The sequence below is a fragment of the Congregibacter variabilis genome, from assembly GCF_045689235.1.
Classification (GTDB): domain Bacteria; phylum Pseudomonadota; class Gammaproteobacteria; order Pseudomonadales; family Halieaceae; genus Congregibacter; species Congregibacter variabilis.
The window spans coordinates 484627-508040 of record NZ_CP136864.1; the positions used below are offsets into that span (position 1 = coordinate 484627).

A 23414-nucleotide genomic window follows, 5' to 3' on the forward strand; every position below is an offset into this window, starting at 1 on the left:
GTCACACGCGGGCTGCAAGATTCACGACTTTGGCAGTCCTTTTGGAGAGTATTGGGGATGAGCGAGCGTACGGTTCTGGTTGTTGATGATGAGTTTGCCATTCGAGATATGCTGAGGATGGCATTGGAGATTGTTGATTACCGATGTCTTGAAGCAGACAACATTCAGGATGCCCACGCAATCGTGGTCGATCAGCGCCCGGACATCGTGCTTCTTGATTGGATGTTGCCCGGAGGCAGTGGTATCGAGCTACTGCGACGACTGAAGCGCGACGAAACCACTCAAGAAATCCCTGTGATCATGCTTACTGCAAAGACTGCCGAGGATAATGTGATTCAGGGCCTCGAGGTCGGTGCCGACGACTACATAACCAAACCCTTCGCGCCCCGGGAACTGATCGCGCGGATTAAGGCGCTGTTGCGCCGCTCGGGAGTGGGTGAGAGCACTGATCGCATGCAGGTTTCGGAGCTGATTCTGGACGGTAAGAGTCGTCGAGTGTTTCTTGCGGAACAGCCTTTGGATATGGGTCCCACAGAGTTCAATTTACTGCAGTTTTTTATGTCGCATCCCGAGCGTGCTTATAGCCGTAATCAAATGCTGGACCAGGTCTGGGGTGCCAATGTCTATGTAGAAGAGCGAACAGTAGATGTGCACATCCGGCGTTTGCGTAAAGCGCTACAAATAGACGGTAAAGACTACAGCGGGGTGATTCAAACGGTACGCGGCACGGGTTATCGCTTTTCCTCTCGAGGAGTACCCACGGATTGAGTCTTGCGGGCAGTTGGCGCGCCGAACTTCGTAAACTGCTGCTGGTCCTTGCCGCTTCGGGGCTGCTTGGATGGGCCACGGGTTATACGCTGGAAATGTTGTGCCTGGGGCTTTTTGTACTCACAGGTATTTGGCTTTGGCAGCTCTGGCTGATGCGTCGCTGGCTGGAGGACCCCAATAAAGCGCCACCGGAGAGTGCCGGAATCTGGGGTCTGGTCTACGACACGATTTACGGCTTGCAGCGGGAAAACCGCGAAGCCAGAGGTCGTCTACAGTCAACAGTGGATTATTTGAGAAGCTCTTTTGCGTCTATGCGCGATGGGGTGTTGATTCTTACGCAAAGTGGCGCGATCGAATGGTCCAACGACGCTGCGCAGGGCCTGCTGGGTTTGGATTACCCCCGGGACCGAGGCCAGCCTGTATTGAACCTTCTGCGTTGGCCTGTTTTTCACGACTATTTTTTGAAGGGTGATTTTCAGCAGCCTTTACAGCTCCCTAGTGCTAGCGACAGTAGGCAAATACTCCAGGTAGAAATCACGACATTTGCTGGAGGTGATTTTTTATTATTCTTTCGTGATGTGACTCGTATCGTTCAGATGGAGCAAATGCGCCGTGATTTTGTGGGTAATGTATCTCACGAACTGCGTACGCCCTTGACTGTATTTAAAGGCTATCTTGATACGCTTTCGTCGAGCGAGTTGTTTGATGAGCCGCGCTTCAAAAAAGCTGCGGGGCAGATGGATCAGCAGGTTCAACGCATGGAGAACCTGCTTACGGATTTGTTGTGGTTGAGTCGTATTGAAACTGTTAGCGAAGATCGCGAGACAAATGCGGTCGACATGGTGGCCATGCTTGAAGAACTGCGTGAGGAACTTGGTTCCAGTTACCCGGACCGGCTGGTGGTTCTTGAGATAGAAACACGGGACAAGGTTCTGGGTAACTATCGGGAACTGCGGAGTGCCGTATCTAACCTGGTAATCAATGCCCTGAAGTACAGTGGAGACGAAGATCCGGTCCGGGTCAGTTGGGTGCGCGAAGACGACACCTTAGTGTTGCACATAGTGGATTCGGGTGTGGGCATCGAAGAGCGGCACCTCAGTCGGATTACAGAACGCTTTTATCGGGTTGATGAAAGTCGCAACGCTCGCACCGGCGGTACGGGCTTGGGGCTGGCGATTGTCAAGCACGTCGCAGCATCGCACCGCGCAGAGCTTACGATTGATAGTGAGCCAGGGCGCGGCAGCCGGTTTTCTTTGCACTTTCCATTACCGTGAAACGTCGATCTCTGCTTTCTGCGCTTCTCGCCAGTAGCCTGATGCTTTGTTTTGCCTCCGCAAGCGCCGATGAGCCGCTTGTGGGTAAGTTGGTTAGCACGGGCTCGGACACGCTCGGCGCGCTAACGTCTATTTGGGCGGAGATGTTAACGGCGAGGCATCCTCGCGTTTCTATGCAGGTCCGGGCAATTGGTTCCGGCGCAGCACCTACGGCTTTGATTCAAGGCACTGCTGATATTGGGCCTATGAGTCGACCCATGTCACCGGCTGAAATCAGCGCGTTTACGCGTAAATTTGGTTATCAACCTACGGCGGTGCCGGTAGCCGAGGATGCGCTCGCGGTTTTTGTGCATCGCGACAATCCACTGGAAGTAATTAGCACCGCACAACTTGACGCAATATTTTCTGGAACGCGTCGCTGTGGGTACCCACGAGCGATCCGTGACTGGGGTAGTCTGGGCTTAGCGGAACACTGGTCGCATCGAGTAATCAGCGTATATGGTCGTAGCGCCGCGTCCGGGACCTATAGTGTGTTTCGTCGCCAGGTCTTATGTTCCGGCGATTTTGCTGTCTATCTTAATCGTCTTGTAGGCTCCTCTGCGGTGGTGAGGGCTGTTGCGATGGATGAAAACGGTATTGGATACGCCAGTGCAGGTTATTTGAACGACAGCGTGAAGAGACTTCGGGTGGTTCACGATGACGGCGTGGAAGAGGCCGTATTAGCGCGGCGCCTGTTCGTTTATATCAATCGTCCCCCGCAAACGTCTATCGATGAAGTCACTGCGGCATTTCTGGATATGGTGTTTAGCGTTGAGGGGCAAAGGGAAGTGTCCCGTCTGGGCTACGGAGCTTTGGATAAAGCCGAGCTTGTGAAACTGCGCCAGGACCTGGGTCTTGGCGATGCTTGAGTCTTCGCGACAGATTTCAGCGGCTCGTAAGATCCGGGACCGTTTGGCAAGCCTTGCCATTGGCGCTGCGGGCGGCGCGGTTATCGTTCTCATTCTGTTGATTCTGGCGTATTTGCTCTACGTGGCGTTGCCGCTGGCTGCGCCGGCGAAGTTGCAATCTTCATCGACTCAGGAGTTGGCCTTCGACGGTGATTTAGCCGTCATGACCGGTGACGTAATTCTAAAGATTCCAGATTCCGTTTCGGCACGGCCCGGAACACTGCTCAGCAGTGGTGAGCGCGCTGCGTATCTGAGCGGCGATGTCTTGCAGGTTTTTGATCTTGTGCTCCCCCGTGCTCAATCGGGGAGCGAGCTTGGTGAGGCGCGGCTGCGCGCGCGAGTGTCCGCGCCGGATGCGGTCCTGGACAGCATGAGTATCGATAGCGATGCTCAGCGTCTCATGTTCTCTTACGCTGACAAAAATGGCCTCCTACATGCCGGAGTTCTCAGCTATAGCGTGGACCAAGAGCCTCTTCTCACCCGCTGGTCGCGGCCTGTCGGTGAGTTGTTGGGCGGAGGTCTTCTGGTTGACGCTGCGTCGGGGCAGGTCCTGCTGGTGAATGGGGGTTCCTATCTTCGATGGCATCCGGAGCGAAGGGGCAGTCAAGTCGTGCAGCAAGGATCGCTGTTGGGCGTTAACAGCAAAACCAAGCTGATGGCCTGGGGGCCCGATCACGAAACCTTATTGCTGGTCGATTTTGATAACCAATTGCATCGCTTCGATGTGGCCCGGGCGGCCATGCCCCGACTGGGTGATCCTCAACGCATGGCTATGGACGTACTCTGGCTCGGTAGCGAATCCGGTCGACGAGTGACCTACCTGGTGGGTGCCGGTGGCGAGCTTGTTATCCAGGTGCCGAGCAGTAGGGAACTGCTTTTGCGGCAGCAAGTGCCGGAGCTTGCGGGGCCGGGGCATCTGGGTATTGGTACAGACGGTCGATTTGTTTACCGTCTTACGAAGGACACTCTGGTCCGGGTAAACGTGCAAAACTCCTTTCCGGAGACGGGATGGAGGAGCCTGTGGTTGCCCCAGTGGTTTGGTGGCTACGACGAGCCGGGCCAATATTGGCATCCGGATGGCGGCGCCATCGGAGCATTGTCCAAACTTAGTTTGTCTCCCTTGCTTTACGGCACATTCAAAGCAGCGCTCTATGGCATGTTGCTAGCGGTTCCTCTCTCGTTAGGAGCGGCCGTATACACCGGATATTTTCTGCCTCCGCGTATTCGCAATCGAATTAAACCGAGCATCGAAATGTTGGAGGCATTTCCAACGGTGGTCCTGGGTTTTGTTGCGGGGTTGTGGCTGGCACCGCTGTTGTTGGATTACCTTTTACCCATTTTATTACTTCCCTTGGTACTGCTGGGATTGCCGATCTTGCTGGCGCTGGGCCATCTGTTCCTACAGCTGCTCTCGCCGCGTTTTCAACGTCGACCACCGCGCGTGGCACTGGTGTTTGTCGCTTACCTGGGTGCTTTGGTTGTGCTTATGATGAATGGCGACAGTCTTGAAAGCTGGTTGTTTGACGAGTCTTTGCGCGACTGGTTGTGGAGCGAGTGGGGCATAGCTTATGAGCAGCGAAACGCATTGCTTGTTGGCATGGCTATGGGGATCGCCATAACACCTGTGATGTTCTCAATTGTGGAAGATTCGATTTTTGCGGTACCGCGAAGCCTCTCAGACGGAAGTCTTGCCCTGGGTGCAACGCGCTGGCAATCGCTTTCGCGAGTAGTACTGCCTGCTGCATCGCCTGCAATTTTGTCAGCTTTACTGATCGGTTTGGCTCGTGGTTTGGGTGAGACCATGATTGTTTTGCTGGCAACCGGTAATACACCGCTTATGGATCCCGGTGCGTTCTCAGGCCTTCGCAGTTTCAGTGCCAGTATTGTGGTGGAGCTGCCAGAGGCGGGCACGCAGAGCGTGCAGTTCCGTTTGCTATTCCTGGCTGCCCTGGTGCTTTTCGGGCTTACCTTTATTCTCAATACAATTGCTGAGCTGTTTCGTCAGCGATTGCGTTACGTCTATGCCTACCGCTAAGCGCATACTGACCGTGTCGAATCTGCAGTCGGGAGTCCGACGAGCGGAGCCGATGGTGTGGTTGAGTGCCGGCGCTGTGGTGTTTGCGTTGCTGGTGTTAATCGGTCTGTTGTCTTTGCTCTCTATTCGAGGCTTGACGCACTTTTGGCCGCAGCCTCTGCATTTTATTCAGAGCATTCAGTCGGGGCATCCGGCACAGCTCGGCGTGATTCTTGATCGGGAGACTGAGCAATCTCTCAATTTAAGTAGGGTGCTTTTACACCGCGGTGGTGAAGATTTCTTCGATTCCCCTTTGCTATGGGTTGACGAGTCAGCTGCCTTGCAGCGGAGTGTGCCAAAAAATGCGCTTGTGATAGAGCGAATTAGTCTTGGGCCGATATACGGCTTTTTGCACTCACTGCAAATTGGAGAACAGACCCGCTCGCTGGGGGAGCTGTCTTTGGAGGATCAGCTGGCCGTGCTACGCGATGCTACAGACGCGGATTCAGCCGCGTTGCGCCGTGGTGCTGCCAGTATTTTTGGAGTTCGCTTGGCGTCCGGGGGGATAGTTAATGTGCCGCTTGCCGATGTGAAGGCAGCCTATGCGCCCAACGCTATGCTCATGCATGAAAAGATCGCCCACTTTGCCAGCGCTCTAGGCCGATTTTTGAGCGAGTCGCCGCGCCGCAGTAATGTGCAGGGAGGGGTGTTTCCCGCGATTCTTGGAACGGTGATTCTTGTGCTGCTTATGGCTGTGATCGTTTCGCCTCTGGGGGTGTTAGCGGCGATTTATCTGCAGGAGTATGCCCAGCGAGGGCCCCTTACTCGATTGGTGCGTATTGCTGTTAACAACTTGGCGGGCGTCCCCTCGATTGTGTACGGCGTCTTTGGACTGGGCTTTTTTGTCTACGCAGTCGGGGGATCTTTGGATACGCTGTTGTTCGAAGATCGGCTTCCTGCGCCGACCCTGGGAACGCCAGGTATGCTCTGGGCGGCTTTGACCATGGCACTACTGACGCTGCCTGTGGTGATCGTATCGACGGAGGAGGGCCTGGCTCGTGTACCTTCAAGTCTGCGCGAGGGGAGCCTGGCATTGGGTGCAACCCGCGCAGAGACACTGTGGCATGTTGTCTTACCTGCGGCATCTCCTGCGGTGCTTACAGGCCTGATTCTGGCGGTTGCCAGAGCAACTGGAGAGGTGGCGCCGTTGCTTCTGGTGGGAGTGGCAAAGTATGCGCCCGGACTTCCCGTGAGCGCAGAGTACCCCTACTTACACCTGGATCGTCAATTCATGCACCTGGGCTTTTATGTGTATGACCTGGGATTTCAGAGTACGCATCTCGAAACTGTTGAAGGACTGGTTTTTGCGACTGCCTTATTGCTCGTTGTTATTGCTTTGCTATTGAATATTGCTGCAGTTGTGCTGCGCAGTCGTTTGCGCAACGCATTTAAACCACAAGAAGCGATTTAGATGAAAAACCACAGTATTGATGTAAAAGCTTTGAAGCGCGCGCCAGCGCCTTCACCCAATTCAGATGTCTGTTTGCAGGTAGAAAACTTGAGTCTGCATTACTTGCGGAGCCAGAATGTCGCTCTGCACGACGTGAGTCTCGAAATACCCAGACAGCGGGTCACCGCTTTTATTGGTCCCTCGGGCTGCGGGAAGTCGAGTCTTTTGCGCTGTTTTAACCGTATGAATGACCTTATCGAAGGAAGCATTATCAGCGGTCATGTGTGGCTGGACGGTGAGGATGTTTACGCAAAGGGTGTTGACGTTGCGACTTTGCGTCGCCGGGTAGGTATGGTGTTTCAGTCGCCGAACCCGTTTCCTAAAAGTATCTACGAAAACGTGGCCTTTGGCTTGCGTATTCAGGGTTTTAAAAAGAAGCGTCTTTTGGACGAACTCATCGAGCGTGCACTGCGCTCCGCGGCCCTTTGGGATGAGGTAAAAGATCGCCTGAATGAGAATGCTTTGGTCTTATCCGGGGGACAACAGCAACGTCTGGTTATCGCCAGAGCAATTGCTGTAGAGCCGGAGGTGCTACTTCTGGATGAACCCGCCTCGTCCCTGGATCCTATTTCGACGCTCCGTATCGAGGAGCTAATCTATGAGCTCAAAACGCGATACACCATTGTTATTGTTACGCACAACATGCAGCAGGCAGCGCGTGTTTCGGATATGACGGCCTTTATGAACCTTGGTCGATTGGTCGAGTTCGGCGAAACAGATACACTCTTCACCAATCCCCGAGAGTCCCAGACCGAGGATTACATTACCGGACGTTACGGCTAGGTTCCTGGGGATAAGCAGCCCTGAGGCGGCTCTGGTGTATTCCAGACCCAGTGTGCATGTAAATGAATGAAGGAGAATTCTTGCAAGGCGATCAGCATAAGCAGCACATATCCGGGCAGTTCAATGCTGAGCTGGATGCGATGAAGAACCATCTTCTTGAGATGGGAGGGTTGGTCGAGCAACAGCTTAGTCGGGCCATGGCATCGCTGCTGTCACGCGACAGCGGGCAGGCGGAGTTGGTCGTGCGAGCGGACCGGCAAATCAACGAAATGGAACTGCAGATCGATGAAGAGTGTTCGAGAATTCTTGCGCGTAGACAGCCCGCAGCAAGCGATCTTCGTTTAGTGCTCGCGGTGGCGAAGGCCACCACGGATTTAGAGCGTATTGGTGACGAAGCCACGCGTATCGCAAAGCAGGCGACCAAGCTCTCGGAGTTGCCGCCATCAACAGGCACCTCGGTGGAGTTACGACAGATCAGCAAATACGTGGCATTAATGCTCAGAGAGGCGCTCGATAGCTTCGCCAGGCTGGATGTGTCAAAAGCGATCGATGTGGTGCTGGACGATGGGGCTGTGGATTTGGAATATGACGCCGCGATGGGTAGTTATGTGCGTTTGATGAAAAGAGACCCCAATTCGATCAGTGGCGCAGTGCATGAAATGTGGGCCCTGAGAGGGCTTGAGCGGGTAGGAGACCATGCGACGAATATTGCGGAGCAGGTTATTTATCTCGTGCTGGGGCGGGATGTTCGACACATGAAGCCGGGAGAGCTGCAGACATTATTAAAGAGTGACGAAAAATGAGCCGGCGTTTTTGGAATGAACTGACGACCAGGTTGGAGCCCTATACCCCCGGGGAGCAGCCGCAGATAGAAAAGCTGCTCAAGCTTAATACCAACGAAAGCCCTTATCCGCCTTCCCCGCGCGTTTTAGATGCGCTTAGAGCGGTCGATGGTGATGATTTGTTGCGCTATCCAGATCCTGCGTCTAAGGAGCTCAGACAGACCGTGGCGGATCACCACGGAATCCACGTTGATTCAGTATTTGTCGGAAATGGTTCAGACGAAGTACTGTCGCACGTTTTTCAGGGTCTGTTGAAGCAGCAAAGAGAGCTGCTGTTTCCGGATATCAGTTATAGCTTCTATCCGGTTTGGTGCCAGTTGCATGATGTGCTTTATCGTCAAATACCCCTTCGAGAAGACTTCAGCCTACATCCGGATGACTACGACAGCTCAGCGGCGGCGGTTATATTGCCAAACCCTAATGCGCCTACGGGGCTCTTACTGCCGCTGGAGGGCATTCGACAGTTTCTGGACGCGGCGCCGGACCGTTTGCTCGTGGTTGACGAGGCCTATATTGATTTTGGTGGGCAGTCTGCTATCCCTTTACTGGCCCAGTACGATAATTTATTAGTGGTACAAACCTTATCCAAATCTCGTGCACTGGCTGGTTTGCGCATTGGGCTGGCTTTTGGCAGCCCGGAGTTGATCGAAGGCCTGGTGCGAATCAAAGACAGTTTTAATTCTTACCCCTTGGACGTGGTTGCTCAGCGTGCCGGGGTAGAGGCCTATCGCGATACGGCATGGTTTGCCCAGTGCTGCCGCAAGGTAGTGGAGAGTCGGGAAAGCCTGTCTCGTAACCTGGCAGCTCTGGGGTTTGAGGTGCTGCCGTCCTCAGCAAACTTTGTGTTTGTAAAGCACGCTTCTGTGTCGGGCAAGGAGATATTTGAGGCGCTGCGGGAGCAGGGGGTCATTGTGCGCCGCTGGGATAAGCCCCGGATCAGCGAATATCTGAGAATAAGTGTGGGAACCGGGGAGCAATGTGCCGGTCTCCTTACGACACTGGAATCTGTGCTGGCTGTTCTTAAGGCTAAGGGCTAGGACGGGTCCCAGAGCCATACTTTAGCAGCGCTCAAGCACCACGCTGCCAATGCTATATCCGGCGCCAAAAGAACATAGGACGCCCAGTTCGCCCGGCACGAGGTCTTCGTGATACTTGTGAAATGCAATCACCGAGCCTGCGGAGCTGGTGTTTGCATACTCATCGAGGATTACCGGCGCCTCTTCGGTGCTGGCGTCTCGTCCTAATACCCGTTTGGCGATAAGCACATTCATATTGAGGTTGGCCTGGTGCAGCCACATGCGCTTGAGATCAGAGGGCAGCATGTCCAAAGAAGACAGTTGCTCACTAATCTGTGCGGCTACCGCGGGACACACTTCCTTGAATACTTTTCGACCTTCCTGAACAAAGAGTTTATCCGCTTTGCCTATTCCTTCTTCGTCGCCGCGATTGAGGAATCCAAAGTTATTGCGAATATTGTTGGAAAACATCGTCTGCAATCGGCTGTCGAGCACCTTGAAGTTGCTTTGGGACGCGCCCGGACGGTCACTGATGATCATAGCGGTGCAAACGTCACCAAAAATGAAATGCGAGTCGCGGTCCCGAAAGTTCAAATGCCCGGTGCAGATCTCTGGATTGACCACCAGAACGTTTTTGGCGCTTCCACTTCGGATGGCGTCGCGGGCCTGCTGAAGACCAAAGGTCGCTGAGGAGCAGGCCACGTTCATGTCGAAGGCGTAGCCACCGGCGCCCAGGGCCGATTGAACTTCTACAGCCATAGCGGGGTATGCGCGTTGCATATTCGACGCTGCGCAGATTACCGCGTCCAGCTCCGATGCCTGAAGACCCGCGGTCTCCAGAGCCTGACGTGCCGCTACCAGCGCCATTTCACACATCACAGATGGCTCGTCGTTGGAGCGGTCACTGATGTGTGGGGCCATACGATGAGGGTCCAGAACGCCTTCTTTGTTGACCACGTAACGAGAGCGTATTCCGGAGGCCTTCTCGATAAACTCAGCCGATGAGTGTGCAAGTGCAGGCATTTCTCCGGCGGCTATGGCCTCGGCATGCTCGGCGTTATGAATGTCCACAAACTGATTGAAGCTCTCAACGAGTTCTTCATTACTGATGGAATTGGGAGGCGTGTATAGACCTGTGCCGGTCAGGAAGACCTCTTTTGAATCTGCTGAAACCGACGATTCGGGCATGTGCGCCTCTGCTTATTGTTCGATGGTGTATGGGCCTGGCGATGCTTCCAGCGCCCGAAAAGCGCGGAGGAAGGCTGCGTTTACGCAACCTCAATCCACGCCATCGCGCTGCTTGAAGACTATTAACTACGCTCGTCGATGCTTACAAAATCACGCTGCGCGTGACCGGTGTAAAGCTGACGGGGTCTGCCAATGCGGTAGCTGCCAGAAATCATTTCGTTCCAGTGAGCAATCCAGCCTACGGTACGACCCACGGCGAAAATCACTGTGAACATACTGGTGGGAATGCCGATGGCCTTGAGAATGATGCCCGAATAAAAGTCCACGTTGGGGTAGAGTTTCTTCTCAATGAAGTACTCATCTTCCAGAGCGATTTCTTCGAGGCGCTTTGCGATAGCCAGCAGTGGATCGTTCTCGATGCCCAATTCCGCGAGTACTTCGTCCGCTGCTTCTTTCATGACTTTGGCGCGAGGGTCAAAGTTCTTGTAGACGCGGTGTCCAAAGCCCATAAGGCGGAAGGGGTCTTCTTTGTCCTTGGCTCGAGCAACGTATTCGTCAATGCGTGAAACATCGCCGATTTCCTCGAGCATATTGAGCACGGCCTCATTGGCTCCGCCATGGGATGGCCCCCACAGTGCGGCAATGCCCGCTGCTATGCAGGCAAACGGATTGGCTCCGGACGATCCTGCCAGGCGTACTGTAGATGTTGACGCGTTCTGTTCATGGTCTGCGTGCAGCAAAAATACACGGTCCATAGCTTTTGCCAGCACCGGAGAGACGTTGCTTGGCTCGCATGGTGTTCCGAACATCATATGCAGGAAATTCTCGGCATAACCGAGGTTGTTGTCCGGATACATAAAGGGTTGGCCAATGGAGAACTTGTAACTCATTGCAGCCAGAGTCGGCATTTTCGCGATAAGTCTGAACGCTGCCACCTGACGATGGTGCTCATCGGATATGTCCAGAGAGTCGTGATAAAACGCCGATAGGGCGCCTACAACGCCACACATGATCGCCATGGGGTGGGCATCGCGACGGAAGCCATTGAAGAAGGTACGGATTTGTTCGTGCACCATCGTATGGTTGTGGACGGTACTGACGAACTGTTGCTTCTGCTCTGCGTTGGGCAACTCGCCGTACAGCAGCAGGTAGCAGGTTTCCAGGTAATCCGATTGCGCGGCTAATTGATCGATGGGGTAGCCGCGATGGAGCAGGACGCCTTTGCCACCGTCGATATAGGTTATTTCTGATTCACAGGCCGCCGTAGAAACGAAACCGGGGTCGTAGGTGAACATCCCCTTGCTTGTGAGGCCGCCAACGTCTATGACATCCGGTCCAATAGATCCTGAGTAAACAGGCAGATCTACAGACCCCTCGATGCCATCAATGTGGAGGGTTGCTTTCTTTTGACTCATGGGGAAATCCCGCGTGTTTTCAGTGGGGTCGCCAACTATAGACAGTGCTAAACGTTTGTCAATTGACGGCGTAAAATGTTCTTGCTGCAGTGTAATCTTAACGGGATCGAGATTGACTCGGATCAATTGTAATGAACTTGGCGAATCTCTATACTCGCGCGGTTTTTAGGGTGTTAGCGCACAGAAGCTATATTTTGCACTTCTTTGCTGCGGCGACACGAAGCGAGTGGCGAATTGTTACCCGGTAGTTGCTTTTCGGGTGCCACGCTACTTTAGGACCATTCCAGAGTTAGGAGCTGTCCGTCTGTGAAAGACAACCGTCCGGTCAATCTCGACATCGGAACCATCCGATTACCTATCACTGCTTACGCCTCAATTTTGCATCGGATTTCCGGTGTGATAATGGTTGTAGCTTCCTTCCTGTTGCTGTGGGCGCTGGAGCAGAGTCTTGCCAGTCCCGAGGGCTTTGCGAGTCTTGGCGAGTTGTTTTCTAGTCCGCTGGCCAAGTTCGTCGTGTGGGGTATCGTCACCGCGCTGATTTATCACAGCTTGGCGGGCGTAAAGCATCTCATCATGGATTTTGGTGTTGGGGAAACCATGGAAGGCGGTGTTTTGGGCGCTCGCCTGGTTTTTGTTCTCACCGCTGTTAGCGCCGTACTGGTAGGAGTCGCATTATGGTAACCGCTGTTACGAGTCTTTCTCGCTCCGGTTTATCGGATTGGTTGGTGCAGCGTGTCACTGCCGTTATCCTTCTGGCGTTTTTCGTGTTTGTTGGTGTGCAGATCGCTGCCGGCGTTAGCTACGCCGAATGGACAGCGCTGTTTTCTCAGACATGGATGAAGATATTCACACTGCTTGCGATTCTGTCGCTTGCCGCCCACGCCTGGATAGGGATGTGGGGAGTGTTTACGGATTACCTCACGGAACGCCTTATGGGTTCTCGGGGCAATGTTTTACGGATCGGTTTACAGCTGCTTACATCGCTGTCACTGGTCATTTATGTAATTTGGGGCATCCAGATAGTCTGGGCCTAAAGTTTGGCAGTGATTCCTTCAACAGGAGCATAGTTACGAATGCGCACAATTTCTTTTGACGGTGTGATTGTAGGCGGCGGCGGAGCTGGTATGCGCGCTGCGCTTCAGTTGGCGCAGTCCGGCTACAAGACGGCGGTAATTAGCAAAGTCTTTCCCACACGCTCACACACGGTGTCAGCCCAAGGTGGTATTACTTGTGCGATCGCCAGCGCTGACCCCCAGGATGATTGGCGGTGGCACATGTATGACACCGTCAAGGGCTCTGATTACATCGGCGATCAGGATGCTATCGAGTACATGACCTCAGTGGGTCCAGAGGCGATCTTTGAGCTTGAGCACATGGGGCTGCCTTTCTCCCGTACAGAAGACGGTCGCATTTATCAGCGGCCCTTTGGTGGTCAGTCCAAGGACTTTGGCAAGGGTGGTCAGGCTGCGCGTACCTGCGCTGCAGCAGATCGCACCGGGCACGCCTTGTTGCACACGCTGTACCAGAACAACATAAAGAACAAAACGGTCTTCTTTAACGAATGGTTTGCCACAGACCTGGTGAAGAACCAGGATGGTGTCGTAGTCGGTGTTATCGCCATTTGCATCGAAACTGGCGAAGTCGTTTACGTAAAGTCCAAAGCGACGGTCTTTGCCACGGGCGGTGCTGGACGAATTTATGCCTCAACGACTAACGCTCACATCAATACGGGTGATGGCATCGGAATGGCATTACGTGCTGGCTTTCCCATGCAGGACATGGAAATGTGGCAGTTTCACCCTACAGGTATTTATGGCGCGGGTACTTTGGTTACTGAGGGCTGTCGCGGTGAAGGCGGCTACCTCGTTAACAAAGACGGCGAACGATTTATGGAGCGCTATGCTCCCAATGCCAAGGATCTTGCAGGCCGAGATGTAGTCGCTCGGTCCATGGTGTTGGAGATTCTGGAGGGTCGCGGTTGTGGGCCTGAGGCAGATCATGTGTTCCTTAAGCTGGACCACCTGGGTGAAGAGGTCCTCGAAAGCCGCCTGCCGGGTATTCTCGAATTGTCGCGGACCTTTGCGCACGCCGACCCCGTGAAAGAACCTATTCCTGTTGTGCCAACCTGTCATTACATGATGGGCGGTATTCCCACGAATGTGAACGGACAGGCGCTGACTATCGATGCGCAGGGGCAGGACCATGTTATTCCTGGTCTTTACGCTTGCGGCGAAGCCGCCTGTGTATCCGTACACGGTGCTAACCGTCTGGGGGGTAACTCACTTCTTGATCTCGTGGTCTTTGGCAGGGCAGCTGGTCTGTTCATAGAGGAATCATTGCGCTCGGGTATCGAAGCGCGGGATGCATCTCCTACTGATATTGAAGAAGGCAATCAGCGCCTGGCGAAGCTCGAAGCGGCGCCCATGGGTGAAAACGTCGCGGACCTGCGCAAAGAACTGCAAAATACCATGCAGAATTACTTTGGCGTGTTCCGCAAGGGCGACTTTATGCGCGACGGTATCGAACGTCTGGCATCTTTGCGCCCCCGCATCGAGAGCGTTGGAGTTGAGGACAAGACTCAGGCTTTTAATACCGCCCGAATCGAAGCGCTGGAGCTGCAGAATCTGTTCGAAGTGGCGGAGGCTACAGCCATTTCTGCTGAACAGAGGACTGAGAGCCGCGGCGCACACGCTCGGGATGATTACCAGGAGCGCGATGATGAGAACTGGCTTTGCCACTCACTGTACTTCCCAGGTGAGAAGCGTGTCGGCAAGCGTGATGTGAACTTCGCGCCCAAGATCATGGACACCATGGAGCCCATGGCTCGTACTTACTGATTCTTTCGCCCAGAGAACGAAACGGAGTTTTTTTGCATGTTGCAGGTCAGTGTATATCGCTATAACCCGGAACAGGACGCCGAGCCATCGATGCAGACCTTCGAGGTCGACACCGGCGGCAAGGATGTGATGGTTCTGGACGTCCTCGAAGAAATCAAGGCGCGACAGGACGCTTCAGTGACCTATCGTCGCTCTTGTCGCGAGGGCGTGTGTGGCTCTGATGGGCTCAATATGAACGGTAAGAACGGTCTGGCGTGCATCACGCCGCTGTCAGAATCCGTAAAAAACAACCGACTGGTTATCAGGCCGCTGCCCGGTTTGCCGGTTATTCGAGATCTCGTCGTGGATATGAGCATGTTTTATGCCCAGTACGAGAAGGTGCAGCCGTACCTGCAGAATGAAACACCAGCGCCGGCTATTGAGCGGCTGCAGTCTCCCGAAGACCGGGCCAAGCTGGATGGTCTGTATGAGTGCATTCTTTGTGCGTGCTGCTCAACCAGTTGTCCGTCTTTCTGGTGGAACCCGGATCGCTTTATTGGCCCTGCAGGATTATTGCAGTCCTACCGCTTTTTGGCGGACAGCAGGGATACGGCTACTGAAGAACGGCTCTCGCGGCTGGACGACCCTTTCAGTGTTTTTCGCTGTCATGGCATTCAGAATTGCGTGAACGTCTGTCCGAAGGGCTTGAATCCTACGCGCGCAATCGGCCATATCCGCAGTATGTTGCTCAAACGAGCCGCCTAAGACGTTCCGGGCGGCTTTTTACGCGAAAAGTCCGCCCATTTCTTCTTTTTACACCTTCTAGACCACCCGCTTTGCTGGCATAATTGCGCCATCGCGTTACCGGTGATTCGGTGGCGCCCGCGGGGCCGGGGGGACCGTGGAATCATCTTGCCCCGGCACACATTGGTTGTCGTCTTAACACCGATGTGTTGTTCGTCTAGGGGGCAGCATGCAAGAAAACACGATGGAGCTGTTTCGTCGCAGCTCGCACATCGCGGGTGGCAATGCCACTTACGTTGAAGATCTGTACGAAAGTTATCTGATCGATCCGAACGCCGTGCCGGAGCAGTGGCGCGACTATTTCGATAAGTTACCGCGAGTCGAAAGCAAAACCTCCCTCATCGATGACGTACCACACAGTGCGGTGCGCGAGCGCTTTGCGCGCATCAGCAAGATGCGTGTGCGCACGGAAGCCACGGTCGCTCACGACAGCCAGGCAACTCAATACGAAAGAAAGCAGGTCAAAGTGCTCGCGCTCATATCGGCTTACCGGCAGCGCGGTCACCAGAAGGCCCAGCTTGATCCTCTTGGTCTTGCAGCGCGCGAACATGTTCCCGACCTGGAGCTCAATTTTCACGAACTTTCCATTGCAGACCTTGATACGAGCTTTCAGGTGGGCACGCTCAAGATGGGAGCCGATGGAACAACACTCAAAGATATTATTGACGCGCTGGAACGCACTTACTGCCACACCGTGGGTGCAGAATTCATGCACATTGTGGATACCGAGCAGCGGCAGTGGATTATGTCGCGCATGGAGTCTGTGCGCTCCGCTCCTGATTTTGGGCCCGATGTGCAGCGGCAGATTCTGCGGCGCCTGATCAAGGCGGATGGTCTTGAGAAATCTCTCGGCTCCAAGTTCCCGGGTACAAAACGTTTTGGTTTAGAAGGTGGCGAGAGCCTGATCCCCATGATGGCTGAAATGATTCAGCGTATTGGCGGTTACGGGGCAAAAGAAATTGTTATCGGCATGGCGCACCGCGGCCGCCTTAACGTTCTGGTAAACATTCTGGGTAAAAACCCCTCGGAGTTGTTCGCGGAATTTGAAGGGCGCGCGATTTACGAAAGTTCCGGCGACGTTAAATATCACCAGGGCTTCTCGTCGAACATGATGACCTCGGGCGGCGAGGTGCACCTCGCGCTGGCGTTTAACCCCTCGCATTTGGAAATCGTGTCGCCGGTAGTAGAGGGCTCTGTGCGAGCTCGTCAGGATCGTCGCGATGATCCTGACGGTTCCAGCGTATGGCCTATCGTACTTCACGGTGATGCGGCGTTCGCCGGGCAGGGCGTGGTGATGGAAACCTTCCAGATGTCCCAGACACGCGCCTATAAAACGGGCGGTACGGTGCACATCGTGCTGAATAACCAGGTGGGTTTTACCACCAGTGTCAGGGAAGATTCGCGGTCCACGGAATACTGTACCGACGTTGCTAAAATGGTTCAGGCACCGATTTTCCACGTCAATGCGGACGATCCCGAGGCTGTGCTGTTTGTGACGCAAATGGCGATCGACTATCGCAACGAGTTCAAGCGGGATGTGGTGATTGATCTTGTGTGCTATCGACGCAGAGGACACAACGAAGCCGACGAGCCAGCGGTTACTCAGCCGCAGATGTATGAGGCCATTCGCAAGCACCCAACGACCCGTGACATCTATGCGCGTCGCCTTATCGAAGCCGGGGTTCTTACCGAAACCGAAGACCAGGCTCTGGTAGACGGCTATCGTGGCTCCCTGGACCGTAATGAGCCTATGGTGTCCAGCTTGGTTAACGAGCCCAACGTGGAGTTGTTCGTAGACTGGGCTCCCTACCTCGGGCACGAGTGGACCTTGCATTGCGAGACCGGTATGGACCTGCACCATCTCCAGACCTTGGCACATAGCAGCAATCAGCCACCCGACAATTTTCCTCTACAGCGACAGGTTGCAAAGATTCTCGAGGATCGACGCAAGATGGGGGCGGGTGCTTTACCGCTGAACTGGGGGTTTGCAGAAAACCTGGCCTACGCTTCGTTGCTGGAAGCTGGGTATCCGATCCGCCTGACGGGTCAGGACGTGGGCCGCGGAACGTTCTCCCATCGTCATGCGGTGCTGCACAATCAACGTGATGAAGGCACGTATTTGCCACTTCAGCACATCAAGGATGATCAAGCCGATTTCGTGATTCACGACTCATTGTTGTCTGAAGAGGCCGTGCTTGCCTTCGAGTACGGTTATTCCACGACATCGCCGACAGGCCTGGTTATTTGGGAGGCACAGTTTGGCGACTTTGCCAATGGCGCTCAGGTGGTGATCGATCAATTTATTACCAGTGGAGAGCATAAGTGGAGTCGTCTTTGCGGTTTGACTATGCTGCTCCCCCACGGGTATGAAGGACAGGGGCCGGAGCATAGTTCGGCGCGTCTCGAACGCTTTATGCAGCTTTGCGCAGAGCACAATATCCAAGTCTGTATACCTACAACGCCAGCACAGGTGTTTCATATGCTGCGGCGGCAGGCAATCCGCCCCTTACGTAAGCCCTTGGTTGTCATGTCACCAAAGAGCTTGCTGAGACACAAAGAGGCGGTATCGACGTTGGAAGATCTCGCCAATGGTCGTTTCTACAATGTGCTTGATGAAACCGATGATCTGGACAAGTCTGCGGTGCAGCGCGTGGTCGTGTGTTCCGGTAAGGTTTTTTACGACTTGCGAGCCGCCCGTCGTGAGCGGGGCATAGAGAATATTGCCTTGATTCGCCTGGAGCAGCTTTATCCCTTCCCTGAAGCAGAAATGTTGCAGGTGCTCAGTGGTTATCCCAATTTGAAGGATGCCGTCTGGTGTCAGGAAGAGCCAATGAATCAAGGGGCCTGGTACTCAAGTCAACACCATATGCGTCGTGTGTTTGCGTCGCACAACAACAATATTTATCTCGCTTACGCCGGTCGTGAAGCCTCTGCCGCACCCGCGGCGGGCTACATGGCCCTGCACCTTGAGCAACAAGAGGCCTTTATTAATCAGGCCCTGACGCTCAATAGCGATAACGCCTAACAGCTTCTCTACAAGGAAAACTCATGGCTATCCAAATCAAAGCTCCCGCATTCCCAGAGTCAGTTGCCGACGGAGAGGTCGCTGCCTGGCACAAGGAGGAGGGTGACTCGGTACAGCGAGACGAACTCATCGTTGAAATTGAGACCGACAAAGTGGTTATGGAGGTTGTTGCTCCGGCTGATGGCGTGGTGAAAAAGATTCACGTCGCGGTGGGCGAAACCATTGAAAGCGAGGCGCTCCTTGCTGAGATCGAGGAGGGTGCTGTAGCGACAGCTCCAGCGGCTAGTGCCGCTGCAGTCGAGACAGATTCCAGCGAAGCAGGCACTGCGTCGGCGGCGGCCGAAATGGGCCCTGCGGCGCGGCAAATGGTTGAAGAGCACGGTCTGAATCCTGCAGAGATTCCCGGTACAGGAAAGGGTGGGCGTATCACCAAGGAAGACGTGTCTGCGTACCTCAAAGATCGGCCTGTAGCGGCACCTGCGAAGCCGGCAGCATCCGAGGCTTCTGCTATCGTCGACGTGCCCAGCGGTCCGTCTGGCGAACGTATCGAGACGCGGGTCCCCATGACGCGTATGCGTGCGCGGATTGCCGAGCGTCTGCTTGAAGCGACTACTTCCACAGCGATGTTGACGACCTTTAACGAAGTCAACATGGCACCGGTGATGGCGCTGCGCAAGAAGTACAAAGATCAGTTTGAAAAAACCCACAACGGGACGCGACTGGGTTTTATGGGCTTCTTTGTAAAAGCAGCGTGCGAGGCGCTCAAGCGCTACCCGGCGGTGAATGCTTCTATTGACGGTAATGACGTGGTTTATCACGGTTACCAGGATATCGGTGTGGCGGTTTCTACCGAGGGCGGCCTGGTGGTTCCCGTGCTACGCGATGCTGATTTTATGAGCCTTGCAGATGTCGAGGCAGCAATCGTTGACCTGGGAACACGTGCGAAAGCCAACAAACTAACTATCGATGATATGACCGGTGGCACCTTCACAGTGACTAACGGTGGAGTCTTCGGGTCGCTTCTGAGTACGCCAATTTTGAATCCACCGCAGACGGGTATTCTCGGGATGCACAAGATTCAGGAGCGTCCCATGGTGGTCAATGGTGAGGTCGTGGTTTTGCCGATGATGTATCTGGCACTGTCTTATGACCACCGTTTGATTGATGGAAAAACGGCTGTGCAGTTTTTGGTTGCCGTGAAGGACTTGATTGAGGACCCCGCGCGGATCCTGCTGCAGCTTTAAAGAGCCGTAGACACTTTTTAATAGCCTGACGGGGAATTTCACGATGGCAAATAGTTTTGATGTAGTAGTGATCGGTTCGGGACCTGCTGGGTACGTAGGGGCAATCCGTGCAGCGCAATTGGGCCTTAGCACCGCAGTGGTAGAAGAATGGACGGACGAAAAAGGTGCGGCGACCTTGGGTGGAACCTGCCTCAACGTTGGCTGTATTCCTTCTAAAGCACTGCTTGATTCGAGCCAGAAGTTTCATGACGCCAAGGAAACCTTGTCGGTGCACGGTATTGGTCTTGAGAACCCGACCATTGACGTACCGGCTATGCTTGAGCGCAAAAACAAGATTGTCGGGCAGTTAACCGGCGGCATTGGCGGTTTGTTTAAGCACAACGGCGTCACGGTGATTCAAGGACGCGGAAAAGTGCTTGCAGGCGCTAACGTTGAGGTCACTGCGGCGGACGGTACGGTAACTGTGGTTGAGGCCGGCAGCGTGATCATCGCCGCTGGATCTGAGCCGGTAAAGATTCCCCCCGCACCTGTGGATGATGAATACATCGTGGATTCCACTGGTGCTCTTGAATTTACGGAAGTGCCGGGTCGTCTCGGTGTGATTGGTGCCGGCGTTATTGGCCTGGAGCTTGGTAGTGTCTGGGGTCGCCTTGGGTCTGAGGTAGTCCTTCTTGAGGCGCTGGATGAGTTTTTGGCGATGATGGATACGCAGATAGCCAAAGAGGCGGCCAAGATCTTCAAAAAACAGCATTTGGATATCCGTCTGAGCAGTCGTGTCACCGATGCAAAAGTTAAAGACGGCAAGGTGCACGTGCTTTATGACTCTCCCGAGGGTGAGCACACCGAGGTTTTTGACAAATTGATTGTGTCCGTTGGCCGTCGTCCACGTACCGTTGATCTTCTGGCAGATGACTCTGGCGTAACGCTGGACGAGCGCGGCTTCATTTTTGTGAACGACCAGTGCGCAACTGAAGCGCCTAATGTCTACGCAGTGGGTGATGTTGTCCGCGGACCCATGCTGGCGCACAAAGGTTCAGAAGAGGGTGTGATGGTGGCGGAACGTATCGCCGGTAAGCCAGCTCAGGTGAACTACGATTGCATACCTTCCATCATTTATACGCATCCGGAGATCGCCGCGGTGGGCCGCACGGAGCAAGAATTAAAGTCGGATGGAATTCCCTATAAAGCGGGCACTTTTCCCTTTGTGGCGTCGGGTCGTGCCCTGGCTGCTAATGACTCTGACGGTATGGTCAAGATCATTTCGCACGCAGAGACCGACCGTATACTTGGCTGCCATATCGTTGGGCCATCGGCGGCCGATCTTGCGCAGCAGGTACTGATCGCTATGGAATTCGGTTCAAGTACTGAAGATCTGGCCCTGATGGTGTTCGGTCATCCCACACTTTCAGAAGCCGTACACGAAGCCGCGCTTGCGGTTGACGGGCATGCTATTCACGTGGCGAATCGTAAGCGCCGCTAAAGAACTTGATACGTCACGTATGACGTGGCGATCAGAAAAAGCGTTCTGGGCAAGGGGTCTAGGGCGCACTTGTTTCCTTGAACATTAACGGGACTTCACATGAATCTTCATGAATACCAAGGTAAGCGCCTCTTCGCTGAGTACGGCTTACCGGTTTCCACGGGTCACGCAGTTGACTCTCCTCAGGCCGCAGTGGAAGCGGCTGACTTAATCGGCGGCGATATGTGGGTCGTTAAGGCTCAGGTACATGCCGGGGGCCGAGGTAAGGCCGGCGGCGTCAAGCTGGTCAAGACCAAGGATGAGATTGCGGACTTCGCGAGCCATTGGCTAGGCAAAAACCTGGTTACCTATCAGACTGACGCAAACGGTCAGCCGGTTTCCAAGATTCTTGTGGAGACCTGCACGGATATTGCCGATGAGCTGTATCTGGGCGCCGTAGTTGATCGCGCCTCTCGGCGCATTGTCTTCATGGCATCTACCGAAGGCGGTGTGGAGATCGAGAAGGTCGCCGAAGAAACTCCCGAGAAGATTCTCCGCGCGGTGATTGATCCTCTGACGGGTGCTCAGCCCTATCAGGGACGCGAGCTGGCGTTCAAGCTGGGACTCAAGGGCGAGCAGATCAAGCAGTTCGTTAAGATTTTCCTGGGGCTTGCCAAAATGTTTCAGGAAAAGGATCTCGCGCTTATCGAGATCAATCCCTTAGTGATTACCAGCGAAGGCAATTTGCACTGTCTGGATGCGAAGCTTGGCGTTGACGGTAACGCGCTTTATCGCCAGGCAGATTTACGCGAAATGCATGATCCCTCTCAGGAAGATGAGCGAGAGTCTCACGCAGCGCAGTGGGAACTTAACTACGTCGCATTGGACGGTAACATCGGCTGCATGGTCAATGGCGCAGGTCTGGCCATGGGCACGATGGATATCGTTAAACTCCACGGCGGCGATCCCGCTAACTTCCTCGATGTCGGGGGCGGTGCTACCAAGGAGCGTGTATCTGAGGCCTTCAAGATCATCCTTTCGGATGACAAGGTGAAGGCGGTTCTCATTAATATTTTCGGCGGCATCGTTCGCTGTGACCTGATCGCTGAGGGCGTTATCGGCGCTGTAGAAGAGATTGGAGTGGCAGTGCCGGTGGTCGTTCGCCTTGAAGGCAACAACGCAGAGCTGGGCCGCAAAGTACTAGCGGACAGCGGTCTAAACATTATCGCAGCGACCAGTCTTACCGACGCGGCGCAGCAGGCAGTTAAAGCAGCGGGAGGCAACGCCTGATGAGTATCCTGATTAATAAGGACACCAAGGTCATTTGCCAGGGGTTTACGGGCTCCCAGGGCACGTTCCATTCAGAGCAGGCTATTGAGTACGGCACCAAGATGGTCGGCGGTGTAACGCCTGGTAAGGGTGGTCAGGAACATCTGGGCTTACCGGTATTCAATACCGTGGCCGAAGCGGTAGAGGCAACGGGCGCAGATGCTTCCGTTATCTATGTACCGGCGCCTTTTTGTAAAGATTCAATCCTTGAGGCCGCTAATGGTGGCGTAAAGCTGGTCGTATGCATTACCGAGGGTATTCCTACGCTTGATATGCTTGAGGCCAAGGTTAAGTGCGATGAGCTGGGCGTGCGTCTGGTGGGGCCCAACTGTCCCGGCGTCATTACTCCTGGTGAGTGCAAGATCGGCATTATGCCCGGGCATATTCACCTTCCGGGTAAGGTGGGCATCGTATCCCGATCTGGAACCCTCACCTACGAAGCGGTAAAGCAGACTTCAGATGCAGGTTTTGGTCAGTCGACCTGTGTTGGTATTGGCGGAGATCCGATTCCTGGTTCCAACTTTATCGACATTCTAGCGATGTTCGAGGCGGATCCCGCCACGGAAGCGATTGTTATGATCGGTGAGATTGGTGGTACCGCTGAAGAAGAAGCGGCAGCATATATCAAGGCCAATGTATCCAAGCCGGTGGTGTCCTACATTGCTGGTGTCACTGCACCTAAAGGTAAGCGTATGGGGCATGCAGGAGCCATTATTTCAGGTGGTAAGGGTACGGCTGACGAGAAGTTCGCAGCGCTCGAGGATGCGGGTGTCAAGACGGTTCGCTCACTGGCTGATATAGGCGCAGGTCTGGCCGAGATAACCGGTTGGTAACAGCGCTAAGCTGAGTACTTTGAGAACCCGCCAGTGATGGCGGGTTTTTTTATGCCCTTCATTCGACCTGGCTGCCTTGAAACCCGAGGCGTTGCCCCCATATCACCTGCTATCAACCCGTCAGCCTTTTTAATGTTTAGAGGACAC

19 protein-coding genes are annotated in these 23414 nt (G+C 54.3%); 17 read left to right on the plus strand and 2 right to left on the minus strand.

The features are described 5' to 3' along the window. Positions 1-57 precede the first annotated feature (57 nt). From phoB to hisC, 8 genes are all read left to right on the plus strand, one after another. The gene (gene phoB / locus R0135_RS02195) at positions 58-768 is read left to right on the plus strand and encodes a phosphate regulon transcriptional regulator PhoB (RefSeq protein WP_407348631.1); all 711 of its coding nucleotides are present in this window, start codon (positions 58-60) and stop codon (positions 766-768) included. Next, positions 765-2042, plus strand: a complete 1278-nt coding sequence (gene phoR, locus R0135_RS02200; RefSeq protein ID WP_407348632.1) for a phosphate regulon sensor histidine kinase PhoR — start codon at positions 765-767, stop codon at positions 2040-2042. Before phoB ends, phoR begins: the two co-directional genes overlap by 4 nt. Next, the gene (locus R0135_RS02205; RefSeq protein WP_407348633.1) at positions 2039-2950 is read left to right on the plus strand and encodes a phosphate ABC transporter substrate-binding protein; all 912 of its coding nucleotides are present in this window, start codon (positions 2039-2041) and stop codon (positions 2948-2950) included. The genes phoR and R0135_RS02205 overlap by 4 nt, the downstream gene beginning before the upstream one ends. After that, entirely contained in the window at positions 2943-5024 is a 2082-nt protein-coding gene (locus R0135_RS02210) for an ABC transporter permease subunit (RefSeq protein WP_407348634.1), read from the plus strand. The genes R0135_RS02205 and R0135_RS02210 overlap by 8 nt, the downstream gene beginning before the upstream one ends. After that, on the plus strand, positions 5011-6474 hold the full coding sequence (gene pstA / locus R0135_RS02215) for a phosphate ABC transporter permease PstA (RefSeq protein WP_407348635.1): 1464 nt from the start codon (positions 5011-5013) through the stop codon (positions 6472-6474). Before R0135_RS02210 ends, pstA begins: the two co-directional genes overlap by 14 nt. Then, positions 6475-7296 (plus strand): phosphate ABC transporter ATP-binding protein PstB, encoded by an 822-nt coding sequence (pstB, locus tag R0135_RS02220; protein WP_407348636.1) that lies wholly within the window; start codon positions 6475-6477, stop codon positions 7294-7296. Between the two features lie 62 nt (positions 7297-7358). Beyond that, positions 7359-8099: a phosphate signaling complex protein PhoU gene (gene phoU / locus R0135_RS02225; protein WP_407348637.1), complete on the plus strand. Its 741-nt coding sequence runs from the start codon at positions 7359-7361 to the stop codon at positions 8097-8099. Beyond that, a complete protein-coding gene (hisC, locus tag R0135_RS02230) occupies positions 8096-9175 on the plus strand; it encodes a histidinol-phosphate transaminase (protein ID WP_407348638.1) in 1080 nt (359 codons plus the stop codon). The genes phoU and hisC overlap by 4 nt, the downstream gene beginning before the upstream one ends. A gap of 21 nt (positions 9176-9196) precedes the next feature. Here the strand turns inward: hisC and R0135_RS02235 are convergent, their stop codons facing one another. Beyond that, entirely contained in the window at positions 9197-10342 is a 1146-nt protein-coding gene (locus R0135_RS02235; protein ID WP_407348639.1) for a beta-ketoacyl-ACP synthase III, read from the minus strand. A gap of 122 nt (positions 10343-10464) precedes the next feature. Then, positions 10465-11757 (minus strand): citrate synthase, encoded by a 1293-nt coding sequence (gene gltA, locus R0135_RS02240; RefSeq protein ID WP_407348640.1) that lies wholly within the window; start codon positions 11755-11757, stop codon positions 10465-10467. A 306-nt stretch (positions 11758-12063) separates the two neighbouring features. Between gltA and sdhC the strand changes: the two genes are divergently transcribed. The 9 genes from sdhC (at position 12064) to sucD (ending at position 23267) form a co-directional block, all read left to right on the plus strand. Further along, positions 12064-12438 (plus strand): succinate dehydrogenase, cytochrome b556 subunit, encoded by a 375-nt coding sequence (sdhC, locus tag R0135_RS02245; RefSeq protein ID WP_407348641.1) that lies wholly within the window; start codon positions 12064-12066, stop codon positions 12436-12438. Beyond that, positions 12432-12791 carry a succinate dehydrogenase, hydrophobic membrane anchor protein gene (sdhD, locus tag R0135_RS02250; RefSeq protein ID WP_407348642.1) on the plus strand — a complete coding sequence of 120 codons (360 nt, stop codon included), beginning with the start codon at positions 12432-12434 and terminating at the stop codon, positions 12789-12791. Before sdhC ends, sdhD begins: the two co-directional genes overlap by 7 nt. A 39-nt stretch (positions 12792-12830) precedes the next feature. Beyond that, complete coding sequence (sdhA, locus tag R0135_RS02255) at positions 12831-14594, plus strand: succinate dehydrogenase flavoprotein subunit (protein WP_407348643.1); 1764 nt, start codon at positions 12831-12833, stop codon at positions 14592-14594. Positions 14595-14630: 36 nt separating this feature from the next. Then, on the plus strand, positions 14631-15338 hold the full coding sequence (locus tag R0135_RS02260) for a succinate dehydrogenase iron-sulfur subunit (RefSeq protein ID WP_407348644.1): 708 nt from the start codon (positions 14631-14633) through the stop codon (positions 15336-15338). 208 nt (positions 15339-15546) lie between these two features. After that, positions 15547-18402 carry a 2-oxoglutarate dehydrogenase E1 component gene (locus tag R0135_RS02265; RefSeq protein WP_407348645.1) on the plus strand — a complete coding sequence of 952 codons (2856 nt, stop codon included), beginning with the start codon at positions 15547-15549 and terminating at the stop codon, positions 18400-18402. A gap of 23 nt (positions 18403-18425) precedes the next feature. Beyond that, positions 18426-19646, plus strand: a complete 1221-nt coding sequence (odhB, locus tag R0135_RS02270; RefSeq protein ID WP_407348646.1) for a 2-oxoglutarate dehydrogenase complex dihydrolipoyllysine-residue succinyltransferase — start codon at positions 18426-18428, stop codon at positions 19644-19646. Between the two features lie 43 nt (positions 19647-19689). Beyond that, positions 19690-21126: a dihydrolipoyl dehydrogenase gene (lpdA, locus tag R0135_RS02275; protein ID WP_407348647.1), complete on the plus strand. Its 1437-nt coding sequence runs from the start codon at positions 19690-19692 to the stop codon at positions 21124-21126. Positions 21127-21225: 99 nt separating this feature from the next. After that, on the plus strand, positions 21226-22395 hold the full coding sequence (gene sucC, locus R0135_RS02280; protein WP_407348648.1) for an ADP-forming succinate--CoA ligase subunit beta: 1170 nt from the start codon (positions 21226-21228) through the stop codon (positions 22393-22395). After that, on the plus strand, positions 22395-23267 hold the full coding sequence (gene sucD, locus R0135_RS02285; RefSeq protein WP_407348649.1) for a succinate--CoA ligase subunit alpha: 873 nt from the start codon (positions 22395-22397) through the stop codon (positions 23265-23267). The genes sucC and sucD overlap by 1 nt, the downstream gene beginning before the upstream one ends. The last annotated feature ends 147 nt before the right edge of the window (positions 23268-23414 follow it).